This is a genomic window from Paraliobacillus sp. PM-2, assembly GCF_001368815.1.
GTDB lineage: Bacteria > Bacillota > Bacilli > Bacillales > Amphibacillaceae > Paraliobacillus.
Genome location: NZ_CTEI01000001.1, coordinates 790,928 through 815,407, shown reverse-complemented (window position 1 = coordinate 815,407; position 24,480 = coordinate 790,928). Strand labels below are relative to the sequence as shown.

The 24,480-nt window shown below is 35.3% G+C and carries 24 protein-coding genes and 1 tRNA gene; 4 read left to right on the top strand and 21 right to left on the bottom strand.

The window, feature by feature from the left end:
• Window positions 1-19: 19 nt before the first annotated feature.
• From rnr to secG, 3 genes are all read right to left on the bottom strand, one after another.
• Complete coding sequence (rnr, locus tag BN1058_RS03650; protein WP_090855957.1) at window positions 20-2,290, bottom strand: ribonuclease R; 2,271 nt, start codon at window positions 2,288-2,290, stop codon at window positions 20-22.
• A 59-nt stretch (window positions 2,291-2,349) separates the two neighbouring features.
• Entirely contained in the window at window positions 2,350-3,093 is a 744-nt protein-coding gene (locus BN1058_RS03645; RefSeq protein WP_090853012.1) for an alpha/beta hydrolase, read from the bottom strand.
• Window positions 3,094-3,253: 160 nt separating this feature from the next.
• Window positions 3,254-3,484: a preprotein translocase subunit SecG gene (gene secG, locus BN1058_RS03640; protein WP_090853009.1), complete on the bottom strand. Its 231-nt coding sequence runs from the start codon at window positions 3,482-3,484 to the stop codon at window positions 3,254-3,256.
• Window positions 3,485-3,926: 442 nt separating this feature from the next.
• On the opposite strand from secG, the gene BN1058_RS03635 reads away from it, so the two are divergent.
• Together BN1058_RS03635 and ptsP are read left to right on the top strand one after the other, a co-directional pair.
• Window positions 3,927-4,196 carry a phosphocarrier protein HPr gene (locus BN1058_RS03635; protein WP_090853006.1) on the top strand — a complete coding sequence of 90 codons (270 nt, stop codon included), beginning with the start codon at window positions 3,927-3,929 and terminating at the stop codon, window positions 4,194-4,196.
• Between the two features lie 6 nt (window positions 4,197-4,202).
• Window positions 4,203-5,918 (top strand): phosphoenolpyruvate--protein phosphotransferase, encoded by a 1,716-nt coding sequence (gene ptsP / locus BN1058_RS03630; protein ID WP_090853003.1) that lies wholly within the window; start codon window positions 4,203-4,205, stop codon window positions 5,916-5,918.
• Window positions 5,919-6,005: 87 nt separating this feature from the next.
• Here ptsP and BN1058_RS03625 read toward each other — a convergent pair whose 3' ends face one another.
• The 13 genes from BN1058_RS03625 to BN1058_RS03560 all read right to left on the bottom strand — a co-directional run bounded on the left by BN1058_RS03625 (window position 6,006) and on the right by BN1058_RS03560 (window position 19,518).
• A complete protein-coding gene (locus tag BN1058_RS03625) occupies window positions 6,006-8,051 on the bottom strand; it encodes an iron ABC transporter permease (protein WP_090852999.1) in 2,046 nt (681 codons plus the stop codon).
• Between the two features lie 18 nt (window positions 8,052-8,069).
• Complete coding sequence (locus BN1058_RS03620; protein ID WP_176694435.1) at window positions 8,070-9,065, bottom strand: ABC transporter substrate-binding protein; 996 nt, start codon at window positions 9,063-9,065, stop codon at window positions 8,070-8,072.
• A 141-nt stretch (window positions 9,066-9,206) separates the two neighbouring features.
• Entirely contained in the window at window positions 9,207-10,493 is a 1,287-nt protein-coding gene (gene eno, locus BN1058_RS03615; protein WP_090852997.1) for a phosphopyruvate hydratase, read from the bottom strand.
• 34 nt (window positions 10,494-10,527) lie between these two features.
• Entirely contained in the window at window positions 10,528-12,066 is a 1,539-nt protein-coding gene (gene gpmI / locus BN1058_RS03610; protein WP_090852995.1) for a 2,3-bisphosphoglycerate-independent phosphoglycerate mutase, read from the bottom strand.
• Window positions 12,063-12,821 carry a triose-phosphate isomerase gene (tpiA, locus tag BN1058_RS03605; protein ID WP_090852993.1) on the bottom strand — a complete coding sequence of 253 codons (759 nt, stop codon included), beginning with the start codon at window positions 12,819-12,821 and terminating at the stop codon, window positions 12,063-12,065. Before tpiA ends, gpmI begins: the two co-directional genes overlap by 4 nt.
• A gap of 35 nt (window positions 12,822-12,856) precedes the next feature.
• Window positions 12,857-14,047, bottom strand: coding sequence for a phosphoglycerate kinase (gene pgk, locus BN1058_RS03600; protein ID WP_090852990.1), 1,191 nt, complete (start codon window positions 14,045-14,047; stop codon window positions 12,857-12,859).
• Between the two features lie 195 nt (window positions 14,048-14,242).
• Complete coding sequence (gene gap / locus BN1058_RS03595) at window positions 14,243-15,244, bottom strand: type I glyceraldehyde-3-phosphate dehydrogenase (protein WP_090852986.1); 1,002 nt, start codon at window positions 15,242-15,244, stop codon at window positions 14,243-14,245.
• Between the two features lie 33 nt (window positions 15,245-15,277).
• Window positions 15,278-16,306 carry a sugar-binding transcriptional regulator gene (locus BN1058_RS03590; RefSeq protein ID WP_090852983.1) on the bottom strand — a complete coding sequence of 343 codons (1,029 nt, stop codon included), beginning with the start codon at window positions 16,304-16,306 and terminating at the stop codon, window positions 15,278-15,280.
• Window positions 16,307-16,564: 258 nt separating this feature from the next.
• Window positions 16,565-17,524 (bottom strand): L-lactate dehydrogenase, encoded by a 960-nt coding sequence (locus tag BN1058_RS03585; RefSeq protein WP_090852980.1) that lies wholly within the window; start codon window positions 17,522-17,524, stop codon window positions 16,565-16,567.
• 683 nt (window positions 17,525-18,207) lie between these two features.
• A complete protein-coding gene (locus tag BN1058_RS03575) occupies window positions 18,208-18,396 on the bottom strand; it encodes a hypothetical protein (RefSeq protein ID WP_090852974.1) in 189 nt (62 codons plus the stop codon).
• Between the two features lie 176 nt (window positions 18,397-18,572).
• Window positions 18,573-18,725, bottom strand: a complete 153-nt coding sequence (gene sspO, locus BN1058_RS03570) for a small acid-soluble spore protein O (protein WP_090852970.1) — start codon at window positions 18,723-18,725, stop codon at window positions 18,573-18,575.
• A gap of 66 nt (window positions 18,726-18,791) precedes the next feature.
• Entirely contained in the window at window positions 18,792-19,091 is a 300-nt protein-coding gene (locus BN1058_RS03565; RefSeq protein ID WP_090852967.1) for a hypothetical protein, read from the bottom strand.
• Window positions 19,092-19,269: 178 nt separating this feature from the next.
• The gene (locus tag BN1058_RS03560) at window positions 19,270-19,518 is read right to left on the bottom strand and encodes a hypothetical protein (protein WP_090852964.1); all 249 of its coding nucleotides are present in this window, start codon (window positions 19,516-19,518) and stop codon (window positions 19,270-19,272) included.
• Window positions 19,519-19,711: 193 nt separating this feature from the next.
• Between BN1058_RS03560 and BN1058_RS03555 the strand changes: the two genes are divergently transcribed.
• A complete protein-coding gene (locus BN1058_RS03555) occupies window positions 19,712-19,981 on the top strand; it encodes an HPr family phosphocarrier protein (RefSeq protein ID WP_090852961.1) in 270 nt (89 codons plus the stop codon).
• 54 nt (window positions 19,982-20,035) lie between these two features.
• Here BN1058_RS03555 and clpP read toward each other — a convergent pair whose 3' ends face one another.
• On the bottom strand, window positions 20,036-20,626 hold the full coding sequence (gene clpP / locus BN1058_RS03550; protein WP_090852958.1) for an ATP-dependent Clp endopeptidase proteolytic subunit ClpP: 591 nt from the start codon (window positions 20,624-20,626) through the stop codon (window positions 20,036-20,038).
• Between the two features lie 367 nt (window positions 20,627-20,993).
• Between clpP and BN1058_RS03545 the strand changes: the two genes are divergently transcribed.
• Window positions 20,994-21,066: transfer RNA gene (locus BN1058_RS03545), tRNA-Arg, on the top strand.
• A 107-nt stretch (window positions 21,067-21,173) separates the two neighbouring features.
• On the opposite strand, the gene whiA is transcribed toward BN1058_RS03545, so the two are convergent.
• From whiA to BN1058_RS03525, 4 genes are read right to left on the bottom strand one after another with little or no spacing between them, the layout of a single operon-like run.
• A complete protein-coding gene (gene whiA, locus BN1058_RS03540) occupies window positions 21,174-22,124 on the bottom strand; it encodes a DNA-binding protein WhiA (protein WP_090852955.1) in 951 nt (316 codons plus the stop codon).
• Window positions 22,125-22,166: 42 nt separating this feature from the next.
• Window positions 22,167-23,114, bottom strand: coding sequence for a gluconeogenesis factor YvcK family protein (gene yvcK / locus BN1058_RS03535; protein ID WP_090852951.1), 948 nt, complete (start codon window positions 23,112-23,114; stop codon window positions 22,167-22,169).
• Between the two features lie 5 nt (window positions 23,115-23,119).
• Window positions 23,120-24,001 carry an RNase adapter RapZ gene (gene rapZ / locus BN1058_RS03530; RefSeq protein ID WP_090852948.1) on the bottom strand — a complete coding sequence of 294 codons (882 nt, stop codon included), beginning with the start codon at window positions 23,999-24,001 and terminating at the stop codon, window positions 23,120-23,122.
• A 21-nt stretch (window positions 24,002-24,022) separates the two neighbouring features.
• On the bottom strand, window positions 24,023-24,475 hold the full coding sequence (locus BN1058_RS03525) for an 8-oxo-dGTP diphosphatase (protein ID WP_090852945.1): 453 nt from the start codon (window positions 24,473-24,475) through the stop codon (window positions 24,023-24,025).
• Window positions 24,476-24,480 lie beyond the last annotated feature (5 nt).

Genomic DNA, 24,480 nt, shown 5'->3' with positions numbered 1-24,480 from the left:
TTGTGCATTCCTATTTTTATTACTTTTTCTTTTTAGCTTTTTTCTTTTTAGATGCTTTTGGTGGTTTCATTTTTCCCTTGTTCTTTCTTTCCTTAGCAGGTTTGTCTTTTTTTCTTCTCTCTTCTCTATTAGAAGTTTCATTATTTCCTGCTGAACGAACACGTCTAGGCTTCATCCCAACAATTTCAAAGTCCACTGCACGCTCTTCAATATTTACATTTGCTACTTTAACAGTAATTTCATCACCAATACGGAAAATGTTTCCTGTTCTCTCCCCAATCATCGCATATGCACGTTCATCAAAATGATAATAATCATCCGTTAAATAGCTGACATGAACAAGCCCTTCTACTGTATTTGGCAGTTCAACAAACAAACCAAAATTTGTTACTGAGCTAATCACACCATCAAATTCTTCCCCGATTTTATCTTGCATGTATTCTGCCTTTTTCAAGTCGTCTGTTTCTCGTTCTGCATCGACTGCTGCACGTTCTTTCTCCGAAGCATGCTTTGCAATCTCTGGCATTCGGTCTTTCCAGTGATGTTGTGTTTTTTCATCCATTTGCTTGTTAACTAAATATGTTCGAATTAGCCGATGCACAATTAAGTCAGGATAACGTCGTATCGGAGATGTAAAATGTGTATAGAAATTTGTCGCTAATCCAAAATGTCCAATGCTTTGCGGATCATATTTTGCTTGTTTCATGGAACGTAACATTAATTTAGAAATGATCATTTCTTCTTGTTCACCTTGAACCATTTCAAGCACTTTTTGTAGGGATTGTGGATGAATCTCATTCGCTGTTCCTTTTACCGAGTATCCTAACTGACCAATAAATTCAAAGAACTTTTGTAATTTATCAGGATCTGGATCCTCGTGAATACGATGAATAAATGGCACGTCCATCCAATGAAAATGTTCAGCTACTGTTTCATTTGCTGCGAGCATAAATTCTTCAATTAGTCGCTCAGCAACCGAACGTTCTCTAATAACCACATCCTCCGCTTTCCCGTTAGCATCCACTAATACTTGTGCTTCTTTAAAATCAAAATCAATGGCTCCACGTCCGAAACGTTTTCTACGTAATACTTCTGCCAATTCTTCCATTTCCTCAAACATTGGAACAAGCTCTCGATAACGATCTCTTAACGCTTCATCTTGATCGACAAGTATGCTATTTACATCCGAATAAGTCATTCGCTCATTTGTACGAATAACACTTTGAAAAATATCATGATGTACGACTTCACCGCTCTTGTCAATTTCCATTTCACACCCTAAAGTCAATCGATCTACTTGTGGATTTAAAGAACAAATCCCATTAGATAAACGATGCGGAATCATTGGAATCACACGGTCTACTAAATAAACACTCGTTGCCCGATCAATAGCTTCCTTATCAATTGGTGAATTTTCTTCGACATAATAAGAGACATCTGCAATATACACACCAAGCTTATAATTTCCGTTAGGTAATTTTTTTACGGTTACAGCATCATCTAAATCTTTAGCATCCGCACCATCAATCGTCACAATCATTTCATCACGTAAATCACGTCTATTGTTTAATTCGGACGGATGAATTTGATCAGGTATCTGTTTTGCATGTTCTAATACATCTTCAGGAAAATCCACTTGAATGCCATGCTTGTAAATGATTGATATAATGTCCATACCCGGATCATTTTTGTGACCAAGTATCTCTAATACTTCACCTTCAGCACTCATTCGTTCTTCTGGAAATTTAGTTATATCGACAATAACCTTATGTCCCGTAACCGCACCATTTGACGCATTTTTTGGTATAAAAATATCATTTGGAATACGTTTATCGTCTGCAATGACAAAACCAAAGTTACCATTATCTTCATAGGTACCAATAATACGTGTTGTCGCACGTTCAACGATACGAATAACAACACCTTCTGGACGACGGCCTAATTCATCTCTCCCATCAACACGCACAAGAACGATATCATTATTCATCGCTGATTGTAAGTCAGAATGATTAATATACACATCATCTTGCTCCTCATCATCCGGGATTAAAAATGCAAAACCTTTTGCATGCATTTGAATACGTCCTCGAATTAGATTCATTCGTTCAGGTAAGCCATAACGATTTTTACGCGTGCGCACTAACTCCCCTTTTTCCTCCAATTCATTAAGTACCTTCATTAGCATTTTAAACTCATCAGCGTTTTCTAACGGTAAGCCTTCTTCAAGCTCCTGTACGGTTAATGGCTTTGTTGCTTCTGTTTTAAAATAATCGATTAATGCTTGTTGCATTTCTTTTAATTCCATTCTTTCACCTTCTTTCTACTAGACAGGTCTAATTATATTATGGATTAAGACCAATCTAATGATTCTAAAAATTGATAAATATCTTCATGAACTTCATCTTTTTTCTGTCCTAATGTAATCGCATGTCCAGCATCTTGATACCATTTAATTGATTTTTGATCACATTCTACATTCTCATAAATGTAATGTGCACTATCTGTATTAATCATTTGATCATCTTCAGCTTGTACAACAAATGTTGGTGTATAGATTTGATCTACATGTTTCTGTACCTCTGTGATTGTCTCGCCTAGTTCTTGGAATAACATACTGGATTGATCTAATAATTGTTTAATTTCCGTATCAATTGTTTGATGATCCTTCCCTTCTGCTTGTTTATACTGTCTTGCATATAATTGAAACCCTTTAGTAAGTTGAGATGTATGATCAAAAAACATCGGTGCACACATTGGAACAACACCTGTAATCGGTTCCGAATAAGAAAGCTTCAGTCCAAGTACACCGCCTAGTGAGAGACCTGCTACAGCAATTTTTTTATAGCCTAACTCTTTTAAATGGGTATATGCTGTTTTCACATCCTCCCACCACTCAGAAGCTTGAACATGTATTAAATCTTCAGGAGAACCGCCATGTCCACGATAGATAGGTGCATGTGTGGTATAACCTTTTTTTTGTAAAAATCTTGCTAATATACGAACATCTGCCGTATGCCCAGTAAATCCATGTAATAATAATACCGCTCTTTCACCTTCTTCAAACGTAAAAGGCTGGGGTTTTTTTATTTTCATTATTAGTTCTTCCTTTCTAACTTACCAATTCTACCATTAATTTATTTATATATCTTATCAAAAATAAGGATACACTCCTAATATCTGAATTGGAAACTCTGTTCTCAAATATATCAAAAACCCTCTTATTATTTTAATAATAAGAGGGTTTTTGCATACATTATAAAATATAAGCAACTGCAAATGTTAATAGGAATAATAATACTCCTGTAACAACTGTTGCACGGTGCAATACTGCATCAATTCCACGTGCCTTTTGTTTACCAAATAGTTGTTCTGCACCACCAGAGATTGCACCTGACAAACCGGCACTTTTTCCTGATTGTAATAAAACTAAAACAATAAGTGCTACTGCATCAACAATTAATAACGTAATCGCAACTCCTTGCATGGTTGCGCACACCTCCTAAGACGCACTAATACATAAAGATAATGTAGCATAAATACCCATTACTACGCAAGTTTATTTTAAAAGTTATGACAACGGATACAACCAAATTTTTTTACCATCAAAAACAATGAGTGATATGTCCATGGAATAACATGAGAATAAATATACATATACATGCTTAAACTAATAGAGATAAATAAGATTATACTAAAAACTATTTGTACTATTTTGTTCATGAAATGGAAGTAGACTTCATCTTAATATAATGGTATTGTAGTAGCGGTATAATGTAAAGAAAGGCAACTATGATCCCTTCTTTTTATGAAATCGTACAATTATGTATCGTTTTTCGTGTAATTCTTGAAATTACACCTTAAAACAGAGTAAAATTGTACTGAAGTGTATACCTATAAAAATTATATTCATTTAGGAGGTTTTTTTTATGGCAGCAGAAAAAGTTGTTACAATTACAGATTCAACAGGTGTTCATGCACGACCAGCAACAGTGCTAGTTAACAAAGCAGGTAGTTTTTCCTCAGATGTTAACGTTGAATACAACGGTAAATCAGTTAACTTAAAATCAATTATGGGTGTTATGTCACTCGGTATTCCTAAAGATGCAGAAATTAAAATTATTGCAGAAGGCTCTGATGAACAAGAAGCAATTGATGCTATTTATGAAGTAATTAAAAAAGAAGGACTAGGGGAGTAATTTTTAATGACTACTATTAAAGGGATTGCAGCATCAAATGGAGTTGCTATTGCCAAAGCATATAAGTTAGAAGCTCCTGACCTTTCGTTTGAAGAAAAGGTCGTTGATGATGTAGAAGCAGAAGTAAAACGCTTAAATGATGCGCTTGACATTTCTAAAAAGGAACTAGAAATAATTAAAGAAAATGCGCGTAAAACCTTAGGTGATGAGCATGCTGAAATCTTCTCAGCTCACTTGCTAGTATTAGGTGATCCAGAATTAATCAATCCAATTGAAGAAAAAATTAAAACAGATAAAGTAAATGCTGAATCTGCTTTAAATGAAACAGCAACCATGTTTGTCAATATGTTTAAATCAATGGATAACGAATATATGCGTGAACGTGCTGCTGATATTCAAGATGTAACCAAGCGTGTAATGGCACATCTTTTAAATGTATCGTTCCCTGACCCAGCACTTATTGATGAAGAAGTTGTTGTTATTGCGGAAGACTTAACGCCATCTGACACAGCTCAATTAAACAAGCAATTTGTAAAAGGCTTTACAACAAACATTGGTGGCCGCACATCTCACTCTGCTATTATGGCCCGGTCACTGGAGATTCCTGCTGTTGTAGGTACAAAAACAATTACAAATGATGCTAAAGAAAATGATGTTGTGATTGTAGATGGTATTGATGGACAAGTAATTATTAACCCTACTGATGATGTTATTAAGCAATATGAACAAAAACAAGCTGACTTTGAGAAACAAAAAGAAATATGGGCACAATTAAAAGATGAGCCAACCGTTTCGTCTGAAGGCTCACATGTGGAATTAGTTGCCAATATTGGTACACCTGAAGATGTTACTGGTGTGATCAATAATGGTGGTGAAGGTGTCGGATTATATCGTACAGAGTTTCTTTACATGGGTAAAAGTGAATTACCGACAGAAGAAGAGCAGTTTGAAGCTTATAAGTCTGTACTAGAACAAATGGGGGACAAACCTGTTGTTGTTCGTACATTAGATATTGGTGGAGATAAAGAGTTAAGCTATCTTGACTTGCCAAAAGAAATGAATCCATTTTTAGGATTCCGTGCAATTCGTCTTTGCTTAGAGCGTGATGATATTTTCCGTGTTCAACTACGTGCCTTATTACGTGCAAGTACGTATGGTAACTTAAAAATTATGTTCCCAATGATTGCAACACTGAATGAATTCCGTGAAGCAAAAGCAATTTTACTTGAAGAAAAAGACAACCTGCAAAAAGAAGGCATAGAAGTTTCTGACGATATCGAAGTTGGTATCATGGTAGAAATTCCTTCAACAGCAGTTATTGCTCGTCAATTTGCTAAAGAAGTTGACTTCTTCAGTATTGGTACAAATGATTTAATTCAATATACGATGGCGGCTGACCGTATGAACGAACGAGTATCATACTTATATCAACCATACCACCCTGCTATTTTAAACCTTGTAAACAATGTGATTGAAGCAGCACACGCTGAAGGTAAATGGGCTGGTATGTGTGGAGAAATGGCTGGAGACTCCATTGCTATTCCAATTCTTCTTGGACTTGGATTAGATGAATTCAGTATGAGTGCAACATCTATTTTACCAGCACGCACACAAATCAAGGACCTATCAAAAGAGGAACTTGCATCATACAAAGATCAATTACTTAGCATGAACACAGCTGATGAAGTAGAATCATTTATTCGCGAAAAAACAAATCAATAATAACAAAAAGGCTTCACTTCTATATTTTTAGAAATGAAGCCTTTTTTAATTCTTTAAATTGCACTATATGAAATCCAACGAATTTGATTATGCCCCTCGAATGCGATTGGAACGGTACATTAAAAATAAAAAATACGGTGCACCAATTAACGCAACAAGTATACCAGAAGGGATTTCTTTAGGTACAAACAATGTTCTGCTTAAAATATCAGCAAACATTAATACTACAGCTCCTAATAGGGCTACAATCGGCAATAAATACTTTTGATTAGGCCCTAATACAATACGAGCTAAATGAGGTGCTATTAGCCCTACAAAGCCAATAGATCCAACTGCTGCTACACTTGCTGCAGCTAATAATGAGGCCCATAATGCTAATAAAAATCTTGTTTGTGTTACTCTCATTCCTAACCCTTTTGCAGTATCATCCCCTAAAGCCAATGTAGCCATTTGCCTCATCTGAATAAGTAAAATAGGTATGACCAATAGAAATGGTCCAACTAAATAAGTGAATAACTCTGACCAACTCTTGGCATAAGTACTCCCTGCTAACCATGTTAAGGCAGAAGCAACACCCATATCAGCATTTACCACTAACATTTGAATAATAGCTGAACCAAAAGCTGAAACACCTATTCCTAATAAAGCAAGTAATGTCGGTTGGAATTTCGCCCGGTAAGATAACAACATAACAATTAAAAATGCTAGTAGAGCCCCACCGAACGCTCCAAGCGGAACAAAAACTGCTGATATTCCTGAAACGTAAAGTACGAGTAATGCACCAACCCCCGCTCCTGAAGTAATTCCTATTACGGACGGGTCTGCTAAAGGATTACGTAATACACCTTGAAAAATAAAGCCACTAATTGCTAAGAGTGCGCCACTAACAGCTGCTACTAATAACCTTGGTAACCGCAAATTTATAATGATATTCTTAATAAATGTATTTTCAACTCCTGTTAGAGCGCGGAAACTTTCCATTAGTTGGATACCATTATTGCCTGTTGACATACCAATGGTAATTAAGATAATTAAACAAGTAACAAGAAAAAGAAGAATAAACATTGGTGAGAAAGGTATCTTCATTTTACCAACTAACATTGCACTTGTTTTATCGTTTCCTATTGTATCTTTTCTTTTCTGTAAAACAAGCCATATTAACCACGGTGCGCCAATGAACGCTGTAATTGCCCCAACTGGTAATTCAGAAAAAGAAGGATCAATGATACGCGCAAGTATGTCAGCACCTAATAATACATTAGCCCCCCAAATAAATGATCCAATGATTAGCAGGAAATGATTTTGATAGCCTAATAATTTAATTAAATGTGGTGCAATCAAGCCAACAAAACCAATTGGTCCAACCACACTTACCGTTACAGCAGTTAAAAATACCGATATAATTAAAGCAGCTAATCGAATACCTGTAACACGTTGACCTAGCGATTTTGCAACGTCTTCACCAAGTCGAAAAATATCCAAAGACTTCGCTAATAATAATGCAAATAAGAGTCCTATAAGAATAAACGGAAAGGCAAATTGAACACCATCCCAATTGTTTTGTACTAACGTTCCTGATCCCCATAAAAACAATCCTGCTGTTTCATTTTCATAAAACAATTGTAGCAATGAAGTGAATGCAGAAAACATCATGGTAATAACCATACCAGCAAGTACTAGTTTCACTTGATTACCTGAAGCTGTCCCAGCTAGTACATATGCAATACCAGCAGTAAGTATTCCACCTAAAAAGGCTATAATTAAGCCATTATAAGTTACAGTAGATGGGATAAAAACTGTTGATAATACTACCGCAAAATAAGAACCAGAATGAATGCCAAGTGTACTTGCTGAAGCTAATGGGTTCTTAGCTATTGTTTGTAAAATTACCCCTGAAACAGCTAGAGCTCCGCCAGCTAACATCCCTATAACTGCCCGAGGTAATCGTAAATAACGAACGGTATGGTGCTGCAAAATATCTTGTGGTTGAAAAATCGCATCCACTATAACAGAAGGTGCAAGCTCTACACTTCCTTGATTAATATGTATAAATAGAAAAAGAACCAAAAGTACGGCCCCTCCCCCAAAGGTTAGAGCCGTTTTTAGTCCATTAGTTATTGCTGTATTTTTCATACGATCACATCTCAATTTTTATTTAATTAATAATTCTTTCACTTGTTCAGCAAATACTTCTGCTGAAAGTGGTCCACCAAATGTCCATGTATCGCCGGGTAATGGATACGTATTACCTTCTTTTACAAATTTTAAATTTTCCCACGCCGGATTATCGGCTAATTGATTCGTAAAGATATTGTCGCTTTCTTGTACAATGTAGAAAAAGTTTGCATCTTGGAAATTCTGAAGCACTTCTACACTCACCTGATCAAATCCATATAATTGGAAGCCTTCTGATTCATAGGCGTTTTCTAATCCGATTTGTTCCATTATTTGCACTGCCATCGCATTATCTTTGAACAAACGAATAACTGGATTATTATCAGAACTAAAAGCTTGGGATAAGACAAACGATTTATTGTTAATGTTAGCATCAGCTATCGTTTGTTCTGTTTCTGCAAAGGTATTTTTCATGTTACCAAGTACTTGTTCTGCTTTGTCTTGTTTATTGAATAATTTCGCTAATTTATTAAATGTTGTTGTCATTTCTTCATATTGATTTCCTTCGCCTTCTCCTGGATAAGGGTTGAAAGCTAAAGTAGGTGCAATGCCTTCTAGACTATCCATAATTGCTTCATGACGGAACCCAGCTGTAATAATCACATCGGGATTTAAGGAAGCAATTGCTTCTAAATTTGGTTCTTGACGGGTTCCTACATCGACTACATCTTCAGATAATTCAGGTTGGATGTTAACCCACTTATGATAATTATCAATACCTGCCATTCCTACTGGTTGTAGATCTAGCGCTAAAAGATCTTCTGCATACACCCATTCTAACACAACAACGCGTTCAGGTACTTGTTCAAATGTCGTTTCATCGTATGCATCTTTAATAGTAATTGCTTCCGCATTAGTAGTATTATTATTTGTTGAACCATCATCTTTTTCTGTTGTATCTTCATTAGTTCCACAAGCTGTAAGTGTAAAGAAGATTAAAACGCTTAGTAAAAAACTTATTTTTTTTATCATAGTATTATCCTCCATTTTATATTTACAATTGATAAAGATTATCATTCGCGTTTTCTATCCTACACAATCCTATAATAATTGTCAATAAAAAAAAAAAGAGGATGTAAGCCGTAATTGGCTTACATCCTCTTTAGCTATTCTTTACTTGTTAAGGTTGTAAAATGCATTTTTTCCAGCATATTTTGCTGTACCAACTAATTCATCTTCAATGCGAAGTAATTGGTTGTATTTAGCTACACGATCTGTACGAGAAGGTGCACCTGTTTTGATTTGACCAGCGTTTGTTGCAACAGCAATATCAGCAATTGTTGCATCTTCTGTTTCACCTGAACGGTGTGAGATAACAGCTGTGTAACCAGCACGTTTCGCCATTTCAATTGCTTCAAATGTTTCAGTTAGTGTACCAATTTGATTTACTTTAACTAGGATTGAGTTACCTACACCTTGCTCAATACCTTGTGCAAGACGTTTAGTATTAGTAACAAACAAATCATCACCAACTAATTGAACGCGATCGCCAATACGTTCTTGAAGCATTTTGTGTCCTTCCCAATCGTTCTCATCAAGACCATCTTCAATAGAAATAATTGGATATTTGTCAACCATTTCTTCGTACCAGTCGGCCATTTCTGCAGAAGTACGTACAACACCTTCACCTTTAAGGTTGTACTTACCATCTTCATAGAATTCAGAAGAAGCTACATCCATTGCTAGTTTTACTTCTTCGCCTGGCTTATATCCAGCAGCTTCAATTGCTTCGATGATTGTTGAAAGTGCTTCTTCATTTGATTTCAAGTTAGGAGCAAATCCACCTTCATCACCTACACCAGTATTGTAGCCTTTTGATCCAAGTACTTTTTTCAAGTTATGGAAGATTTCAGCACCCATACGTAATGCTTCACGGAATGTTGGTGCACCTACAGGCATAATCATGAATTCTTGAATATCTACGTTATTATCTGCATGCTCCCCACCATTTAAGATGTTCATCATTGGTGTTGGTAATGTAGTCGCATTGAATCCACCTAAGTAAGTGTACAATGGCATACCTAGGTGATCTGCTGCAGCGTGTGCTACTGCCATTGAAACACCAAGAATTGCGTTAGCGCCCAACTTACCTTTATTTTCTGTACCGTCAATTTCAATCAATAATTGATCAATAACAACTTGACGAGTTACATCTAGTCCTAGTAATTCTGGAGCAATTACTTCGTTCACGTTTTCTACTGCTTTCAATACACCTTTACCTAGGTAACGATCTTTATCACCATCGCGTAATTCTACTGCTTCATGCTCACCAGTAGAAGCACCACTTGGTACTAGTGCTGATCCGAAAGCTCCTGATTCTGTATAAACTTCTACTTCTACTGTTGGGTTACCACGAGAATCTAATACTTCGCGTGCATAAACGTCTGTAATATATGGCATAATGTTTAACTCTCCTTTTTCCTTTTAAAATTTATTATTTCTTTATTAGTGAATGACCTGTCATTTCTTTTGGCTTGGCTACTTCTAATAAATCTAACATTGTTGGAGCCAGGTCACCTAGGATACCACCATCACGCAATTCAATTCCTTCTTTTGTTACAATGACAGGAACAGGATTGGTTGTATGAGCAGTCATTGGTTTACCTTCCAATGTAGTAACTTCATCAGAGTTACCATGGTCAGCCGTAATGATAGCTTGACCACCTTTTTCAAGTATTTTATCAACAATTTTACCTAAGCATTCATCAACCGTCTCAATTGCTTTTATGGTTGGTTCTAGCATACCTGAATGTCCAACCATATCAGGGTTAGCGAAATTCAGAAGGATCGCATTTTGATTCCCCTCATCTAATTCCGTTAATAGTGCGTCAGTAACCTCATAGGCACTCATTTCAGGTTTTAGATCATAGGTTGCTACTTTTGGTGAATCAATTAAGATTCTCTTCTCGCCAGGAAATTCTTTTTCACGTCCACCACTCATAAAGAAAGTTACGTGTGGATATTTCTCTGTCTCTGCAATGCGTAATTGGTTTAAATCATTTTGGGACAATACTTCTCCAAGTGTGTTATCAAGATTTACTGGTTCATATGCAACCATGCCATCAACGGTCTCACTAAACTGTGTTAAGCAGACAAATTTGATGTCTTTTGGCGCTTTGTCTCCTCGATCAAAATCGCGAAAATCTTCATTTGCAAATGTACGAGAGATCTGTATTGCACGGTCTGGACGAAAATTATAGAAAATAATTGAATCATTATCTTCAATGGTTGCTTTAGGCTGGCCACTTTCATCTGTTATAACCGAAGGAATAACGAACTCATCATAAATTTCATTGGCATAAGAATCTTCCACAATTTCTAAAGGATCTGTATATTTTGGTCCTTCTCCATAAACCATGGCATCATATGACTTCTTCACACGATCCCAACGCTTATCTCGGTCCATGGAGTAATAACGACCAGAAATAGTTGCAAATTCCCCAACACCGTATTTATCCATCGTTTCTTGTGCAGCTTTGATGTATTTTTTTGCTGATTTTTGACCAACATCTCGTCCATCTAAAAATCCATGCACATACACCTTTTTCAAGCCTTTTTCAGAAGCTAATTTTAAAACAGCATATAGGTGTTCAATATGACTGTGTACGCCACCATCAGATAATAATCCGAACACATGTAACGCTTTATCATTTTCTTTAGCATGATTCATTGCATTAATGATTATTTGGTTCTCAAAGAAATCACCTTCACGAATAGATAAGTTTACGCGTGTTAAACTTTGATAGACAATACGTCCAGCACCAATATTTAAGTGACCTACTTCTGAGTTACCCATTTGGCCTTCTGGTAATCCTACTGCTTCTCCACAAGCTGTTAACTGATTATGAGGAAATTGATTCCATAAACGATCAAAGTTGGGTGTTTTTGCTAGCTTTACCGCATTTCCTTTTAATTCATCACGGATCGCATATCCGTCAAGTATAATTAGTGCTGCTAATTTATCTTGACTCATTTTGCACCAGCCTCCACTAATTTCAAGAAAGAATCAGCCTCTAAGCTTGCACCGCCTACTAATGCACCATCAATGTCTGATTGCGCTAAAAGTTCATCGACATTTGCTGGTTTTACACTACCGCCATATTGGATACGGATAGCCTCACCAGCTTCAGTTGATACAGCTTCTGCAACCACTTTGCGAATATGGGTACATACTTCATTTGCTTGTTCTGAAGTAGCAGTTTTTCCTGTTCCAATCGCCCAAATTGGCTCATAAGCAATAATAGTAGCTTTAACTTGGTCTTCTGAAAGATCAGCCAATGCTTTTTTTACTTGGTCTGCAACTAAATCCATTGTTTGATTGCTTTCACGTTGCTCTAGCGTTTCCCCTACACAAACAATTGGAGTTAGGCCATGGTTAAATGCTGCATGCGTTTTTTTGTTAACTGTTTCATCTGTCTCGGCAAAATATTCACGACGTTCTGAATGGCCTAATACGACATAAGTTACACCAATATCTTTTAGCATTACTGGACTTACTTCACCAGTAAACGCACCATTATCTTCAAAGTGCATATTTTGTGCTGCGATTGCTAAATCAGTACCAGCACTCTCTTTTACAAGTGTTTGTAGATATGGAAAAGGTGCACATACAACAGCTTCCACTTTATCAGAACTTGGTACTTTGTTTTTTGTATCAGCTACAAATTGTTCTGCTTCAGCTGATACTTTATTCATTTTCCAGTTTCCTGCAATTACTTTTTTACGCATAATATGCTCCCTCTCTGTTATTTGCTGCTCAAATATTATTTATCATTTATTGATGCTAAGCCTGGTAATTCTTTACCTTCAAGATATTCTAGTGAAGCACCACCACCAGTAGAAATATGAGAAAATCTATCTGCATAACCTAGATCCATTGCAGCTGCAGCAGAGTCTCCACCACCAATAATAGTTGTTGCTTCCTCTAATGAAGCAATTGCTTCACATACACCTACAGTTCCAACAGCGAAGTTTGGCATTTCGAATACACCCATTGGACCATTCCATACCACTGTATGTGCGCCTTGCAATTCTTTTTCAAATAACTTGATTGTTTCCGGCCCGATATCCAAACCTTCTAGTTCAGCAGGGATCGCATCAGAAGATACAACTGAAATGTTTGCATCATTAGAAAAATCATCTGCAGCTTTTGTATCTACTGGTAAAACGATTTTACCGTTTGCTCTTTCAAGTAGATCTTTTGCTAAATCAACTTTATCAGCTTCAAGTAATGATTTTCCAATTTCTTTTCCTTGTGCTTTGAAGAATGTATAAGCCATTCCACCACCAATAAGGACCTTATCTGCTTTTTCAAGTAGATTTTCAATTACACCAATCTTATCGCTAACTTTTGCTCCACCTAAAATGGCTACAAAAGGACGTTTTGGATTGTCAACTGCTCCACCAATAAATCTGATTTCTTTTTCCATTAAGAATCCTGCAGCTGTTTCGATATTCGATGCAATTCCCACATTAGACGCATGAGAACGATGTGCGGTACCAAATGCATCATTGACAAATACATCACCCAAACTAGCCCAATACTTACCTAATTCAGGATCATTTTTACTTTCCTTTTTACCATCAATATCTTCAAAACGTGTATTTTCAAATACAAGCACATCACCATTTTGTAATGCATCAATTGCATTTTCTAATTTTTCGCCACGTGTTTCAGGAACAAAGGTAACTTCTTTGCCTAATAGTTCACCTAAACGAGCAGCAACTGGTTTTAAAGATTTTCCCTCTTTGTCAGCTTCTTCTTTCACTTTACCTAAATGCGAGAAAACAACTACTTTTGCACCTTGATCAACTAAATGTTTAATTGTAGGTAACGCTTGTACAATACGATTGTCGTTTGTAATGTTATTGTCTTTCATAGGTACGTTAAAATCAGCTCTGACTAAGACTTTTTTTCCTTTAACATCTAAGTCTGTCACAATTTTTTTTGCCATTTTATAATCCTCCATTTTTTCAAAAAAACTAAGGTTTACGCTTTGTTTGTACTATAAGTAAATCGAGTTTCTATTTTAAAAAAGAATATACTTTTTGAGCATCTTCTTAAAGTGTATAAATAGAAAACGGGAAGCGCGAAGGCTTCCCGCTTTTCGATCTTCTTAATTAGGATCTAAGCAATATTCGTTTATTGATTATAATTTAGCGAAGTATTCTAACGTACGAACAAGTTGTGCAGTGTAAGACATTTCATTGTCATACCAAGCAACAGTTTTCACTAATTGTTTACCATCAACGTCCATTACTTTTGTTTGTGTAGCATCAAAGATGGAACCAAATGTACTTCCTACAATATCAGAAGAAACAATCATATCTTCGTTGTAACCATATGATTCGTTTGCTCCTTTTTCCATTGCTGCATTTACTTCTTCAACTGTTACATTTTTGTCTAATACAGAAACTAACTCAGTTAATGAACCTGTTGGTACTGGTACACGTTGTGCAGCACCATCTAATTTACCTTTAAGTTCAGGAATTACTAAACCGATTGCCTTAGCAGCACCAGTTGTGTTTGGTACAACGTTAGCAGCTGCTGAACGCGCACGACGATAGTCACCTTTTGCATGAGGTGCATCGAGTGTATTTTGGTCACCGGTATAAGCGTGAATAGTTGTCATTAACCCTTCTACAACACCAAACTCATCGTTAAGAACTTGAGCCATTGGTGCTAGGCAGTTTGTTGTACATGAAGCAGCAGAAATTACTGTTTCATCACCTTTAAGGATATCGTGGTTCACATTAAATACTACTGTTGGAACATCGTTTCCGCCTGGCGCAGAAATTACAACACGTTTTGCTCCACCTTTAAGATGTAGTTCAGCTTTTTCTTTTGTAGCAAAGAAGCCTGTACATTCTAGTACGATTTCTACACCTAAATCTCCCCAAGGTAATTCTTCAGGATTACGGTTAGAAAGAATTTTTACATCTTTGCCATTAACAGTGAAATAACCATCATTAACAGCTACATCACCTTTAAAAGGTCCTTGTGTAGTATCATATTTTAATAAATGAGCTAGCATATCAGCATCTGTTAAGTCATTGATAGCTACCACTTCAATACCTTCTACTTCTTGGATACGACGAAATGCTAAACGGCCAATACGACCAAAACCATTAATACCTACTTTTACAGTCATTCTTTGTTCCTCCTTGTATATTGTATATTATATTTAAAGGGAAAAACCCTTTATTAACTCTTTTGCTGCAGCTTCATCTGTAATAAGCACATTACTTTTTCCCTGCTTGCAATAAGAATGAATTGCCTTTGCTTTTGTTTTGCCACCTGCTACTGCAATGACATCTCTTATTTTAGACAAATCTTCTAATTGCATTCCTACTGTTCGAACTTTATGAATTACTTCTCCATTATCACTGAAGTAATAACCAAAAGCCTCACTAACCGCATTACCCAATTGAATCTTATGTAAAACATCATTAGAAGCTTTTCGACGCTTTGCCATGGTAACTGCATTACCAATACCATGAACAACAATATTTGCTTGACGAATAATCTGTAAAATTTCTTTAACAGAAGGTTCTTCTATGATGGATTGGTATGTATCTTCACTTAATGGATCAGGTACGTAAAGCAAGCGATACTCACCATTTATTTTCTTTGCCATTTCGGCACAAATCGTATTCGCTTGGTTTTCCACTCGTTCACCAAGTCCACCACGTGCAGGAACAAATAAACAACCACTCACATCATTTGAGGGACGCATCATCTCTGCTACAGCCGCCATTGTTGTACCGCCTGTTACAGCAATTGTTTGATTAGATTGCAATATTGTTTTCAAATAATCAACTGTAGCTTTACCTAATTCCTGCTTTACCCAATGATCTTCATCACTGTTTCCAGGGATAATTAAAACATGCTCTAGATTTAATGTGTCCTTAATTTGTTTTTCTAACACATCGAAACCAAAAAGATCACTCATAAACGTTTCCAATTTCTGTAACACTTGATGCCCAGAGCTTGTAACCTTCATACCTTTTGTTGTTACTTCAAGTAATGCTTGACTATTTAGAAAATCAATTTCACTTCGAACAATACGCTCTTTCATATGAACATGCTCTGCTAAGCTGCGACGACCAATTGGCTCTAATACATGAATAAAGTGTAGAATTTTATACCTTCGCTGCATAACGTCAACTAAGTCAGGGAACAATTTCTTTTGAACGTCGATCCAATTCTTCATGTTTTAACTCCTTTTCAAAAATCTATTGGGATTAAAACGTCCCTTCTAGTCATTTTACGTCCCGCTTACAGCAAAAAAACTCTACAGCCCTTATTGTAGCAGATGTACATATTTTCCTCAACTAATTTCTTTTGTTTTCAATAATTGAATGAATTAGTGTTCACTAAACACTAATCAATAACAATAGTAGAAAATGAAATATCCGATGAATCATTTGAATCGTTCGGATATTTCATTGAATAAGTTACTTTTGACGCTTTACGCATTTGGTAATACTTTTTCCGTCATTTCTTTTAAAATTGTTGCAGAATCTTGGAGCTGCTGTAATTCCTTTTTACTGAGATCAAGTTGTACTATTTCTCTTACTCCATATTCATTGACAATAGCAGGAATACCTAAATAAGCATTTTCTATACCATAATGTCCTTCAAATAAAGTCGAAACGGTAACAATTGAATTTTCATTGTATAAGATAGCGCGTGTTAGTCTCGCAAGTCCAAGACCAATACCATAATAAGTTGCACCTTTTCTTTCGATAATATGATATGCTGCATCACGCACATTTTCAAAAAGACGTTTCATATCTTTATCTTTCTCAACATCTTCTATATTACCATAATCTTCTAACGGCACGCCTCCAATTTGGACATGACTCCACACTGGTAGCTCTGAATCACCATGCTCACCTATTATATATGCTTGCACATTGCGAGAATCCACTTGATAAAATTCACTTAACAAATAGCGAAATCTTGCTGTATCAAGTATCGTTCCAGAACCTATGACACGTTCTTTTGGTAAACCTGATGCTTCTAATGCTACATGGCTAAGAATATCCACTGGATTGGTTGCAACAAGAAGAATTCCATTAAATCCATTACTCATAATACTGTTAACAATACCTTGCATAATTTTTGTGTTTTTATTAGCTAGATCTAACCGCGTTTCTCCAGGAGCTTGATTTGCCCCTGCTGTAATAACAACTAAATCTGCATTTTTACACTCTTCATAGTCGCCTGAGCGAATTCTCATTGGGAAACCAAATGGCATACCATGGTTTAAATCACGAGCTTCACCTTCAGCACGTTCTTTATTTAGATCAATCAATACTAATTCATTAACAATTCCTTGATTGACTAATGCATAAGCATAACTTGATCCAACAAAACCTGCACCAATAATAACTACTTTTCTCGTTTTTGATTGACCAAATGTCATTCCATCATCCCTCCACCTTAGATACTTTTTTAAACTATAAACACCAGCACTTTTACAGTACCCTATTTCATCTAAAAATATGTCTAAACACAAAAACAAATTCTTAATCAATGTTACACTTTTATATCTAAAAAGTACATAAAGTTGGTTGAAAACAGGAATATATATGCATTTTAAATTCCCCAAAAAAAATATCCTTCCTTTAAAGTAACAGTATTTTATTTAAACTGTCCACCCAAAGAATGGAATATTTTATTGAGATTTTATCTGTTAGTTTCTAAAAAGATGATATTTTTGTTTAAATAGTATTAGTGATATTTTTATCTGTAAAAGATAAGCAAAATATCCTATCAAGAAAATATTAGATGTATATTGCCAAAAACGATGAAATCCAAAAATATCCTGAAGTGCGTTCATTTCCCATATAATAAGAAGTGAAATTAATACCCAATAAATGTATTTCATTCACTCACCCCCAAATTCAATTTGCTTCATTTACACATTCGTCAATACCCTTCGATTTTCTCTTTATAATTAAATCGGTTATGTAAAAAAACGAAATAAGTTTCATCTCATTATAAACCTAATCATAATAAAACAAAATCTTTTTCTGCTTATTAGATTAAAACAAGCATCATTTAGGGGACAAATGATGCTTGTTCGAAGACGTATGTATTATATTGTTAAGCAAAATAAGATGAAGTGGAGCATGAGGATGAAACAGAACGCTCCATTATAATTTGCTTTTTCTCTAACTCATCTAACCGTCGATTAGATGTTGCAATAATTGAAACCAATTGAGCAATTGTCTGTTCTTGTTGTTGTATTTTTTTATTCAGCTCATTAAAATCCAATTCATTACTTAATGCCATACATACGCCTCCTATTGATGTGATGATTTAGTTATATTACATTATGCGTTCCCTTGCAAATAGTGAAAAATCCAGAATCACCTTTAGTGTATTGAACAAATAGTTATTTTATAAATCACTTTACTGATTTTTCACATGATTTAATTGTTTAATAAATTAATTTATACAAATTTTTTCTATTGTCTTTTTTTTGTTTTTTTATTATTTTTCTTTTCATTAACTGTTAATGGCTCATTTGCAAACTCATGATCAAAATGTGTCGGCAATGTCTCTCTAATTGCTTGTTCATCACTAAGACTTGCCGTTTGCTTTTTTTTATTTTTACTCAAAATAAATCACCTCCAACATTATTATGTGTAGATGATTAAAAAGTATGTGATAGCGACCACTGAGGTTCAATCAACTATATGCTTAAATTGTTTAGAATACTTCATAGCAAATTTGATTAGTTGCTGGTAAGTAGCTTGCGAAAAGTTTGATTTAGATAAATTGTATATTTTTGCTGTGCCCTCATCGATAAGCTTAATCCTTTTACCGCCACGCGCATAAATGGTTACATAAAAGAAAGGTTGAATAAGTTTGTTTTCTTTCACAAAATCTTTACGAAAATCAGCATTAATTAGCATTCGATCTTCTACCAATTTTAATGAAAGAGTGCTATATAATTCTAAATTATTTAAGTTATCTATATACAAGCTACCACTCCCTCTTACCATTTTTCTAACACATATAGTTTAGCATAATCAATCTTACAAATATAATATGAAATATTTATACAGCCCATGATTAAAAAATTTTCTGTCTTATGAAACGATAAATAAGAATAAAAAAAGCAAAGTTAGCGTCATCGACACTAGCTTTGCTCTTTTAGATTTATTGAAGGTAATGATTGATATTCCTTCTAAGATCATGTAATTGTTCAAAGGCTTGTTGAAATTGAGGGTTAGACTCCATCTCTTGATTTAACTTTATTTTTTCAAGCTGACTCTCTATCTCTTTTAGTTGTAAAATGGAACTGTTTAATTGTTCTTTTTCACCTTGTGCTTCCATGACGTTTTGTTGTGTATGTTGCAACATATGACTTATGTTATCAAGTTCTACCTGAATGTTTTGTTTGTCCATGATGACTCACCTTTCTTCATTCATCTCTTTATTTAATTGTTCCTAAATTATTAGTGAACTATACCTAAAACTTTAAAATTTTTACTTTTTTATAATGTTTATGTAAGCGTTTTCTGTTATAATTTAGTTATACCACTCATAAGCTAAGAGTGTTATATGTTTTATCTTTTTTATTAGAGAGGAGATAAAGGTAATGGTAGAAAAAGAGGTATTAGTTGGTGTTACACCAGGGTTAGAAGCTGAACCTGCTACACTATTTGTACAAAAAGCAAATGCATTTGCATCAGAGATTTTTATTGAAAAAGGAAATAGGCGAGTAAATGCAAAAAGTATTATGGGATTATTAGGTCTTAGTATCAAAAAACATTCCACCATTCATTTAATTGCTAACGGCAATGATGATCAACAAGCCATCGAGACGTTATCTACATTTTTAGAAGCGGAAAAGGTAATTACAGATTAATCATTAAAAAAACAGGGCTATCATACATACAAGCCCTGTTTTTTTTATTTTATATTATTCAGTCGGTTTTTTCTCTAACACTTTATCAATTAAACCATATTCTTTTGCTTTCTGTGCAATCATGAAGTTATCACGATCTGTATCTTTTTCAATAACTTCAATCGGTTGTCCCGTACGATCTGAAAGGATTTGATTTAGCTTCTGGCGCATTTCAAGAATTCGATTTGCATGAATTTGAATATCAGAAGCTTGCCCTTGTGTTCCGCCTAATGGTTGGTGAATCATTACCTCACTGTTTGGTAAAGCATAACGTTTTCCAGGTGCACCAGCTGCTAGCAAGAAGGCACCCATTGACGCTGCCATTCCTACACAAATAGTAGATACATTTGGTTTAATAAACTGCATTGTATCGTAAATAGCCATTCCTGCGGTGATTGAACCACCTGGTGAATTAATGTAGATAGAAATATCTTTATCTGGGCTTTCTGCTTCTAAGAAAAGGAGTTGTGCAACAATACTATTTGCTACATTATCATCAATAGCACTACCTAGCATAATAATACGATCTTTTAACAGGCGAGAATAAATATCATATGCACGTTCTCCACGGTTTGTTTGTTCAATTACTGTTGGTATTAAATTCATTGGAAATTCCTCCTTTAAAATCATCACTTAATCCATGAATATGGTCACTATGTATATAGTACCTAAATGGTCAATAAAGGTCAAACAAAACACATATCATGTTGATCTTTATTTTACTATTACTAATTGTATCGTACCCATGTCGTTGGTAAAATAAACCTTACTCACTATTATAACAGATAAAAAATCAATTTATGAATGGATTTTATAATAAATTTATAGAGATTTAAGCTGAATGATTGAATAACTTATTGAAAAGAATAATAATCCTGAAATAGTAACTATTTTTCATAAAATAATTAACAATTGAATTAATGATTGAAATCCGTTATAATAGTGCTTGTTTGCTTACATTAGAATAGAATATGCGCCCGTAGCTCAGGGGATAGAGCAATGGTTTCCGGTACCATGAGTCGGGGGTTCGAATCCCTCCGGGCGCGCTAGCCTAAATCTTTTAACAGGATTTAGGTTTTTTATTATTCTTACATTGGTATTGTAGCCTTTTTATAAGCAAAAGAGACCCAGGTTATCCTGTGTCTCAAATTTCTTATCCTTGTTGAATAGGTTGTTCCCTTCTTAGTTGCTCTGCAAATTGATCAATCTTTTTTAAACGATGATTAATACCTGACTTACTTATCTTTCCTCCACTAATTAGCTCGCCTAACTCTTTTAAGGAAACATCTTGGTGTTGGACACGTAATTTTGCAATCTCTTGTAATTTATCAGGTAAAGCTTCTAAGCCAACCGTACGTTCAATAAATTTGATATTGTCTACTTGGCGAAAAGCTGCACCAATTGTTTTATTTAGATTAGCTGTTTCGCAATTAACAAGACGATTAACTGAATTACGCATATCACGCATGATACGAACGTCCTCAAATTTCAAGAGAGCATGGTGTGCACCAATATAATTAAAGAACTCTGTTATTTTTTCTGCTTCTTTAATGTAAGAAATATAGCCACTTCTTCGTTCTAACTTTCTTGCATGCAAATGAAACGAATTCATCAACTCACATAATGAATCGTTGTGTTCTTGATAAGAATTGGCAATTTCTAAATGATAAGAAGATGTCTCTGGATTATTAACAGACCCTCCTGCAAGAAAAGCCCCTCGCAAATAAGCACGTTTACAACATTTCTTTTGTAAATACTTTGGTGAAATCGTACGAATTAATGAGAACGGTTCTTCCAGAATCTTTAAGTCTGCTAATATTTTACGAGCACCTTCCATGATACGTACAATATAAACATTATTTTTTTTCAATTTCATCTTTTTTCGAACAAGTAACTTTACTGGATAATTGTATAACGATTTTAAGATCGTATAAATTCGACGAGCAATGGCTGCGTTCTCTGTTTGAACATCCAATACATATTCTTGCCTTGACAACGAGATTGCGCCGTTCATCCGAATTAATGCTGCGAGTTCTGCCTCAGCACAACAATTCTTGTTCTCAATTTGGGTCAACTCTTTTTTTATTTCGGATGCAAAAGACATGTTTTTCACCTTCCCGTCTTCGTCTTACTTCTAATCCTATTATCATACCAAAGAATAAAGCAACTTTGCTACTTTTCCGGTATCATGACGGAGCATTTTTTTGGAATGATCAATGATATTTGCTTCAATGATCTCCAAACTCATTTGAATTAAACGATCCGTATCATAAATAACTGGTGCTGCGTTTTCTTCCGCATATTTTTTACGGTATTCATCCTCTATTGGTTTGTTGTGTACTAAAATAGAATCAATACAACCTGTGCCAACATGGTCCTCTATCGCTTGAATATGATCTGCTGCAGTATAATTTGTCGTTTCACCAGCTTGCGTCATAACATTACAAACATAAACTACTTTACCTTTTGTTTGACGTAGAGCATCTCCAATTTCGGGTACTACCAAATTAGGCATTGTCGAAGTATACAAACTGCCTGGAGCAATTACGACTAAATCAGCTTCGCCAATCGCATGGATTGCATCTGGTAATGGCAAGACAGGATCTGGTTGCAGAAAGACACGTTTAATTATTTTGTTTGAAAGTGGAATATTTGACTCTCCTGCAACTATTTCGCCATCTTCCATTTCTGCATGTAGAAACATATTTTGATTGGCAATTGGATAAATATTACCTTTTACATTTAACACACGAGATATTTCTTTAATTCCATTGTAAAAATCACCAGTAACTGAAGTCATAGCTGCTAGTAACAAATTACCCATCGAATGTCCCGATAAGCCATTACCATTTTGAAAACGATGTTGAAATAATTTTAATAGCATGGGTTCTACTTCAGACATAGCAGCAATTACATTACGTATATCCCCAGGCGCAGGAATGGACATTTCTGACCGCAATCGACCAGAACTTCCACCGTCATCTGCCACCGTAACAATAGCCGATAAATTAACTGGATATTCTTTCAATCCACGCAAAAGCACCGGCATTCCAGTTCCTCCACCTAACACAACAATATTTTTCTCTTTATCCATTGTGATTAATGACCCTTTCTTTTATCAATGTCTCTGTGCGTTGCATGTGTAACGTACTGACCAGAAAAATAATTTTTAAGATATTCTGCAATCGTTATGGAGCGATGTTGTCCTCCAGTACAACCAATTGCAATAACAAGTTGACTTTTACCTTCCCTTTTGTACTGTGGAAGTATAAACGACAACAAATCGGTTATCTTATCTAAGAATTTTTGTGTGTCTGTCCATTTTAAAACATATGATGATACTTCTGAATTTAAACCAGTTAATGGTTGTAATTGTTCGACATAATGCGGATTTGGCAAAAATCGAACATCAAACACTAAGTCTGCATCAATTGGTAGTCCATATTTAAAGCCAAAGGATAAAGCATGAATAGAAAAAATCTCTTGTTCTGATTCACCATATTTTTCAACAATTTTCTCTCGAAGTTCTTTAGGTTTCAAATTGGTTGTATTAATGAAATGTTGGGCACGCCCTCTTAACTCATCAAGCATCTTTCGCTCTTGTAAAATCCCATTTAACGGAAGTCCATCTTGAGCAAGCGGATGTGAGCGTCTTGTTTCTTTATAACGTGATACTAACGTTTCGTCTTGGGCATCTAGAAATAAAATTTGCTCTTCTAACCAGTCCGCATTCCCCAGATGATCTAGTGCATCAAATAATGTATCAAAGAATTCCCTTCCACGTAAGTCAATCACTAGTGCTACTTGATGAATGTTATTACTAGCATCTTTCATTAATTCTAAAAATTTAGGTAGTAAGGCAGGGGGTAAGTTATCGACACAGTAATAGCCTAAATCTTCAAAGCTTTGTACTGCCACCGTCTTACCTGCACCTGACATTCCAGTAATGATAACTAGTTTTGTTTCCTGTTTTGTTGACATAGTGACTCCCCTTTTAACGGATTAATTAAATCTATAATCAGTTAATTGATAATCCGCTCCATATTCAAATGTACCATATAATATCGCCTGTCGGTGCAATAGATGCTGATGGATAAATTTATCACTTGGTGCTGTTGGTAAATTAGATACTTCTTCAACTGGAATCCATTTCAACTTCCCCTCTTTCGATTGCTCTAATAATTCACCTTCAAAGCAATCGCAAAAGAAGGTGTACATCATCCATTCCTTTTCAAGCGAATATTGTTCTTTTTTTACCATTGTAAAAACACCGCGTAATTTCGGTTCCATTAAATACAAGCCTGTTTCCTCTTTAAATTCACGAATGACAGATTCTTTAATATTTTCTCCTTGTTCCATCTTCCCCCCAGGCATCGCATACCAGCCCTTACTGGGTTTTTGTAACAGTAATATATGGTTTTGGTGTTTTAAAATGCAATTCGTAACACGTTGCAATATTA

Excerpts from the sequence above, each read along its gene's own strand:
- BN1058_RS03645 (WP_090853012.1), bottom strand. The coding sequence starts at position 3,093 with ATGAAAATAAAAAAACCCCAGCCTTTTACGTTTGAAGAAGGTGAAAGA.
- ptsP (WP_090853003.1), top strand. The coding sequence starts at position 4,203 with ATGACTACTATTAAAGGGATTGCAGCATCAAATGGAGTTGCTATTGCC.
- BN1058_RS03575 (WP_090852974.1), bottom strand. The coding sequence starts at position 18,396 with ATGGCATTAAGTAATGAATTGGATTTTAATGAGCTGAATAAAAAAATA.
- gap (WP_090852986.1), bottom strand. The coding sequence starts at position 15,244 with ATGACTGTAAAAGTAGGTATTAATGGTTTTGGTCGTATTGGCCGTTTA.
- secG (WP_090853009.1), bottom strand. The coding sequence starts at position 3,484 with ATGCAAGGAGTTGCGATTACGTTATTAATTGTTGATGCAGTAGCACTT.
- BN1058_RS03555 (WP_090852961.1), top strand. The coding sequence starts at position 19,712 with ATGGTAGAAAAAGAGGTATTAGTTGGTGTTACACCAGGGTTAGAAGCT.
- eno (WP_090852997.1), bottom strand. The coding sequence starts at position 10,493 with ATGCCATATATTACAGACGTTTATGCACGCGAAGTATTAGATTCTCGT.
- gpmI (WP_090852995.1), bottom strand. The coding sequence starts at position 12,066 with ATGAGTCAAGATAAATTAGCAGCACTAATTATACTTGACGGATATGCG.
- clpP (WP_090852958.1), bottom strand. The coding sequence starts at position 20,626 with ATGAATTTAATACCAACAGTAATTGAACAAACAAACCGTGGAGAACGT.
- BN1058_RS03620 (WP_176694435.1), bottom strand. The coding sequence starts at position 9,065 with ATGATAAAAAAAATAAGTTTTTTACTAAGCGTTTTAATCTTCTTTACA.
- rapZ (WP_090852948.1), bottom strand. The coding sequence starts at position 24,001 with ATGTCAACAAAACAGGAAACAAAACTAGTTATCATTACTGGAATGTCA.
- whiA (WP_090852955.1), bottom strand. The coding sequence starts at position 22,124 with ATGTCTTTTGCATCCGAAATAAAAAAAGAGTTGACCCAAATTGAGAAC.
- yvcK (WP_090852951.1), bottom strand. The coding sequence starts at position 23,114 with ATGGATAAAGAGAAAAATATTGTTGTGTTAGGTGGAGGAACTGGAATG.
- BN1058_RS03560 (WP_090852964.1), bottom strand. The coding sequence starts at position 19,518 with ATGGACAAACAAAACATTCAGGTAGAACTTGATAACATAAGTCATATG.
- BN1058_RS03585 (WP_090852980.1), bottom strand. The coding sequence starts at position 17,524 with ATGACATTTGGTCAATCAAAAACGAGAAAAGTAGTTATTATTGGTGCA.
- BN1058_RS03590 (WP_090852983.1), bottom strand. The coding sequence starts at position 16,306 with ATGAAGAATTGGATCGACGTTCAAAAGAAATTGTTCCCTGACTTAGTT.
- BN1058_RS03635 (WP_090853006.1), top strand. The coding sequence starts at position 3,927 with ATGGCAGCAGAAAAAGTTGTTACAATTACAGATTCAACAGGTGTTCAT.
- tpiA (WP_090852993.1), bottom strand. The coding sequence starts at position 12,821 with ATGCGTAAAAAAGTAATTGCAGGAAACTGGAAAATGAATAAAGTATCA.
- rnr (WP_090855957.1), bottom strand. The coding sequence starts at position 2,290 with ATGCAACAAGCATTAATCGATTATTTTAAAACAGAAGCAACAAAGCCA.
- pgk (WP_090852990.1), bottom strand. The coding sequence starts at position 14,047 with ATGGCAAAAAAAATTGTGACAGACTTAGATGTTAAAGGAAAAAAAGTC.
- BN1058_RS03625 (WP_090852999.1), bottom strand. The coding sequence starts at position 8,051 with ATGAAAAATACAGCAATAACTAATGGACTAAAAACGGCTCTAACCTTT.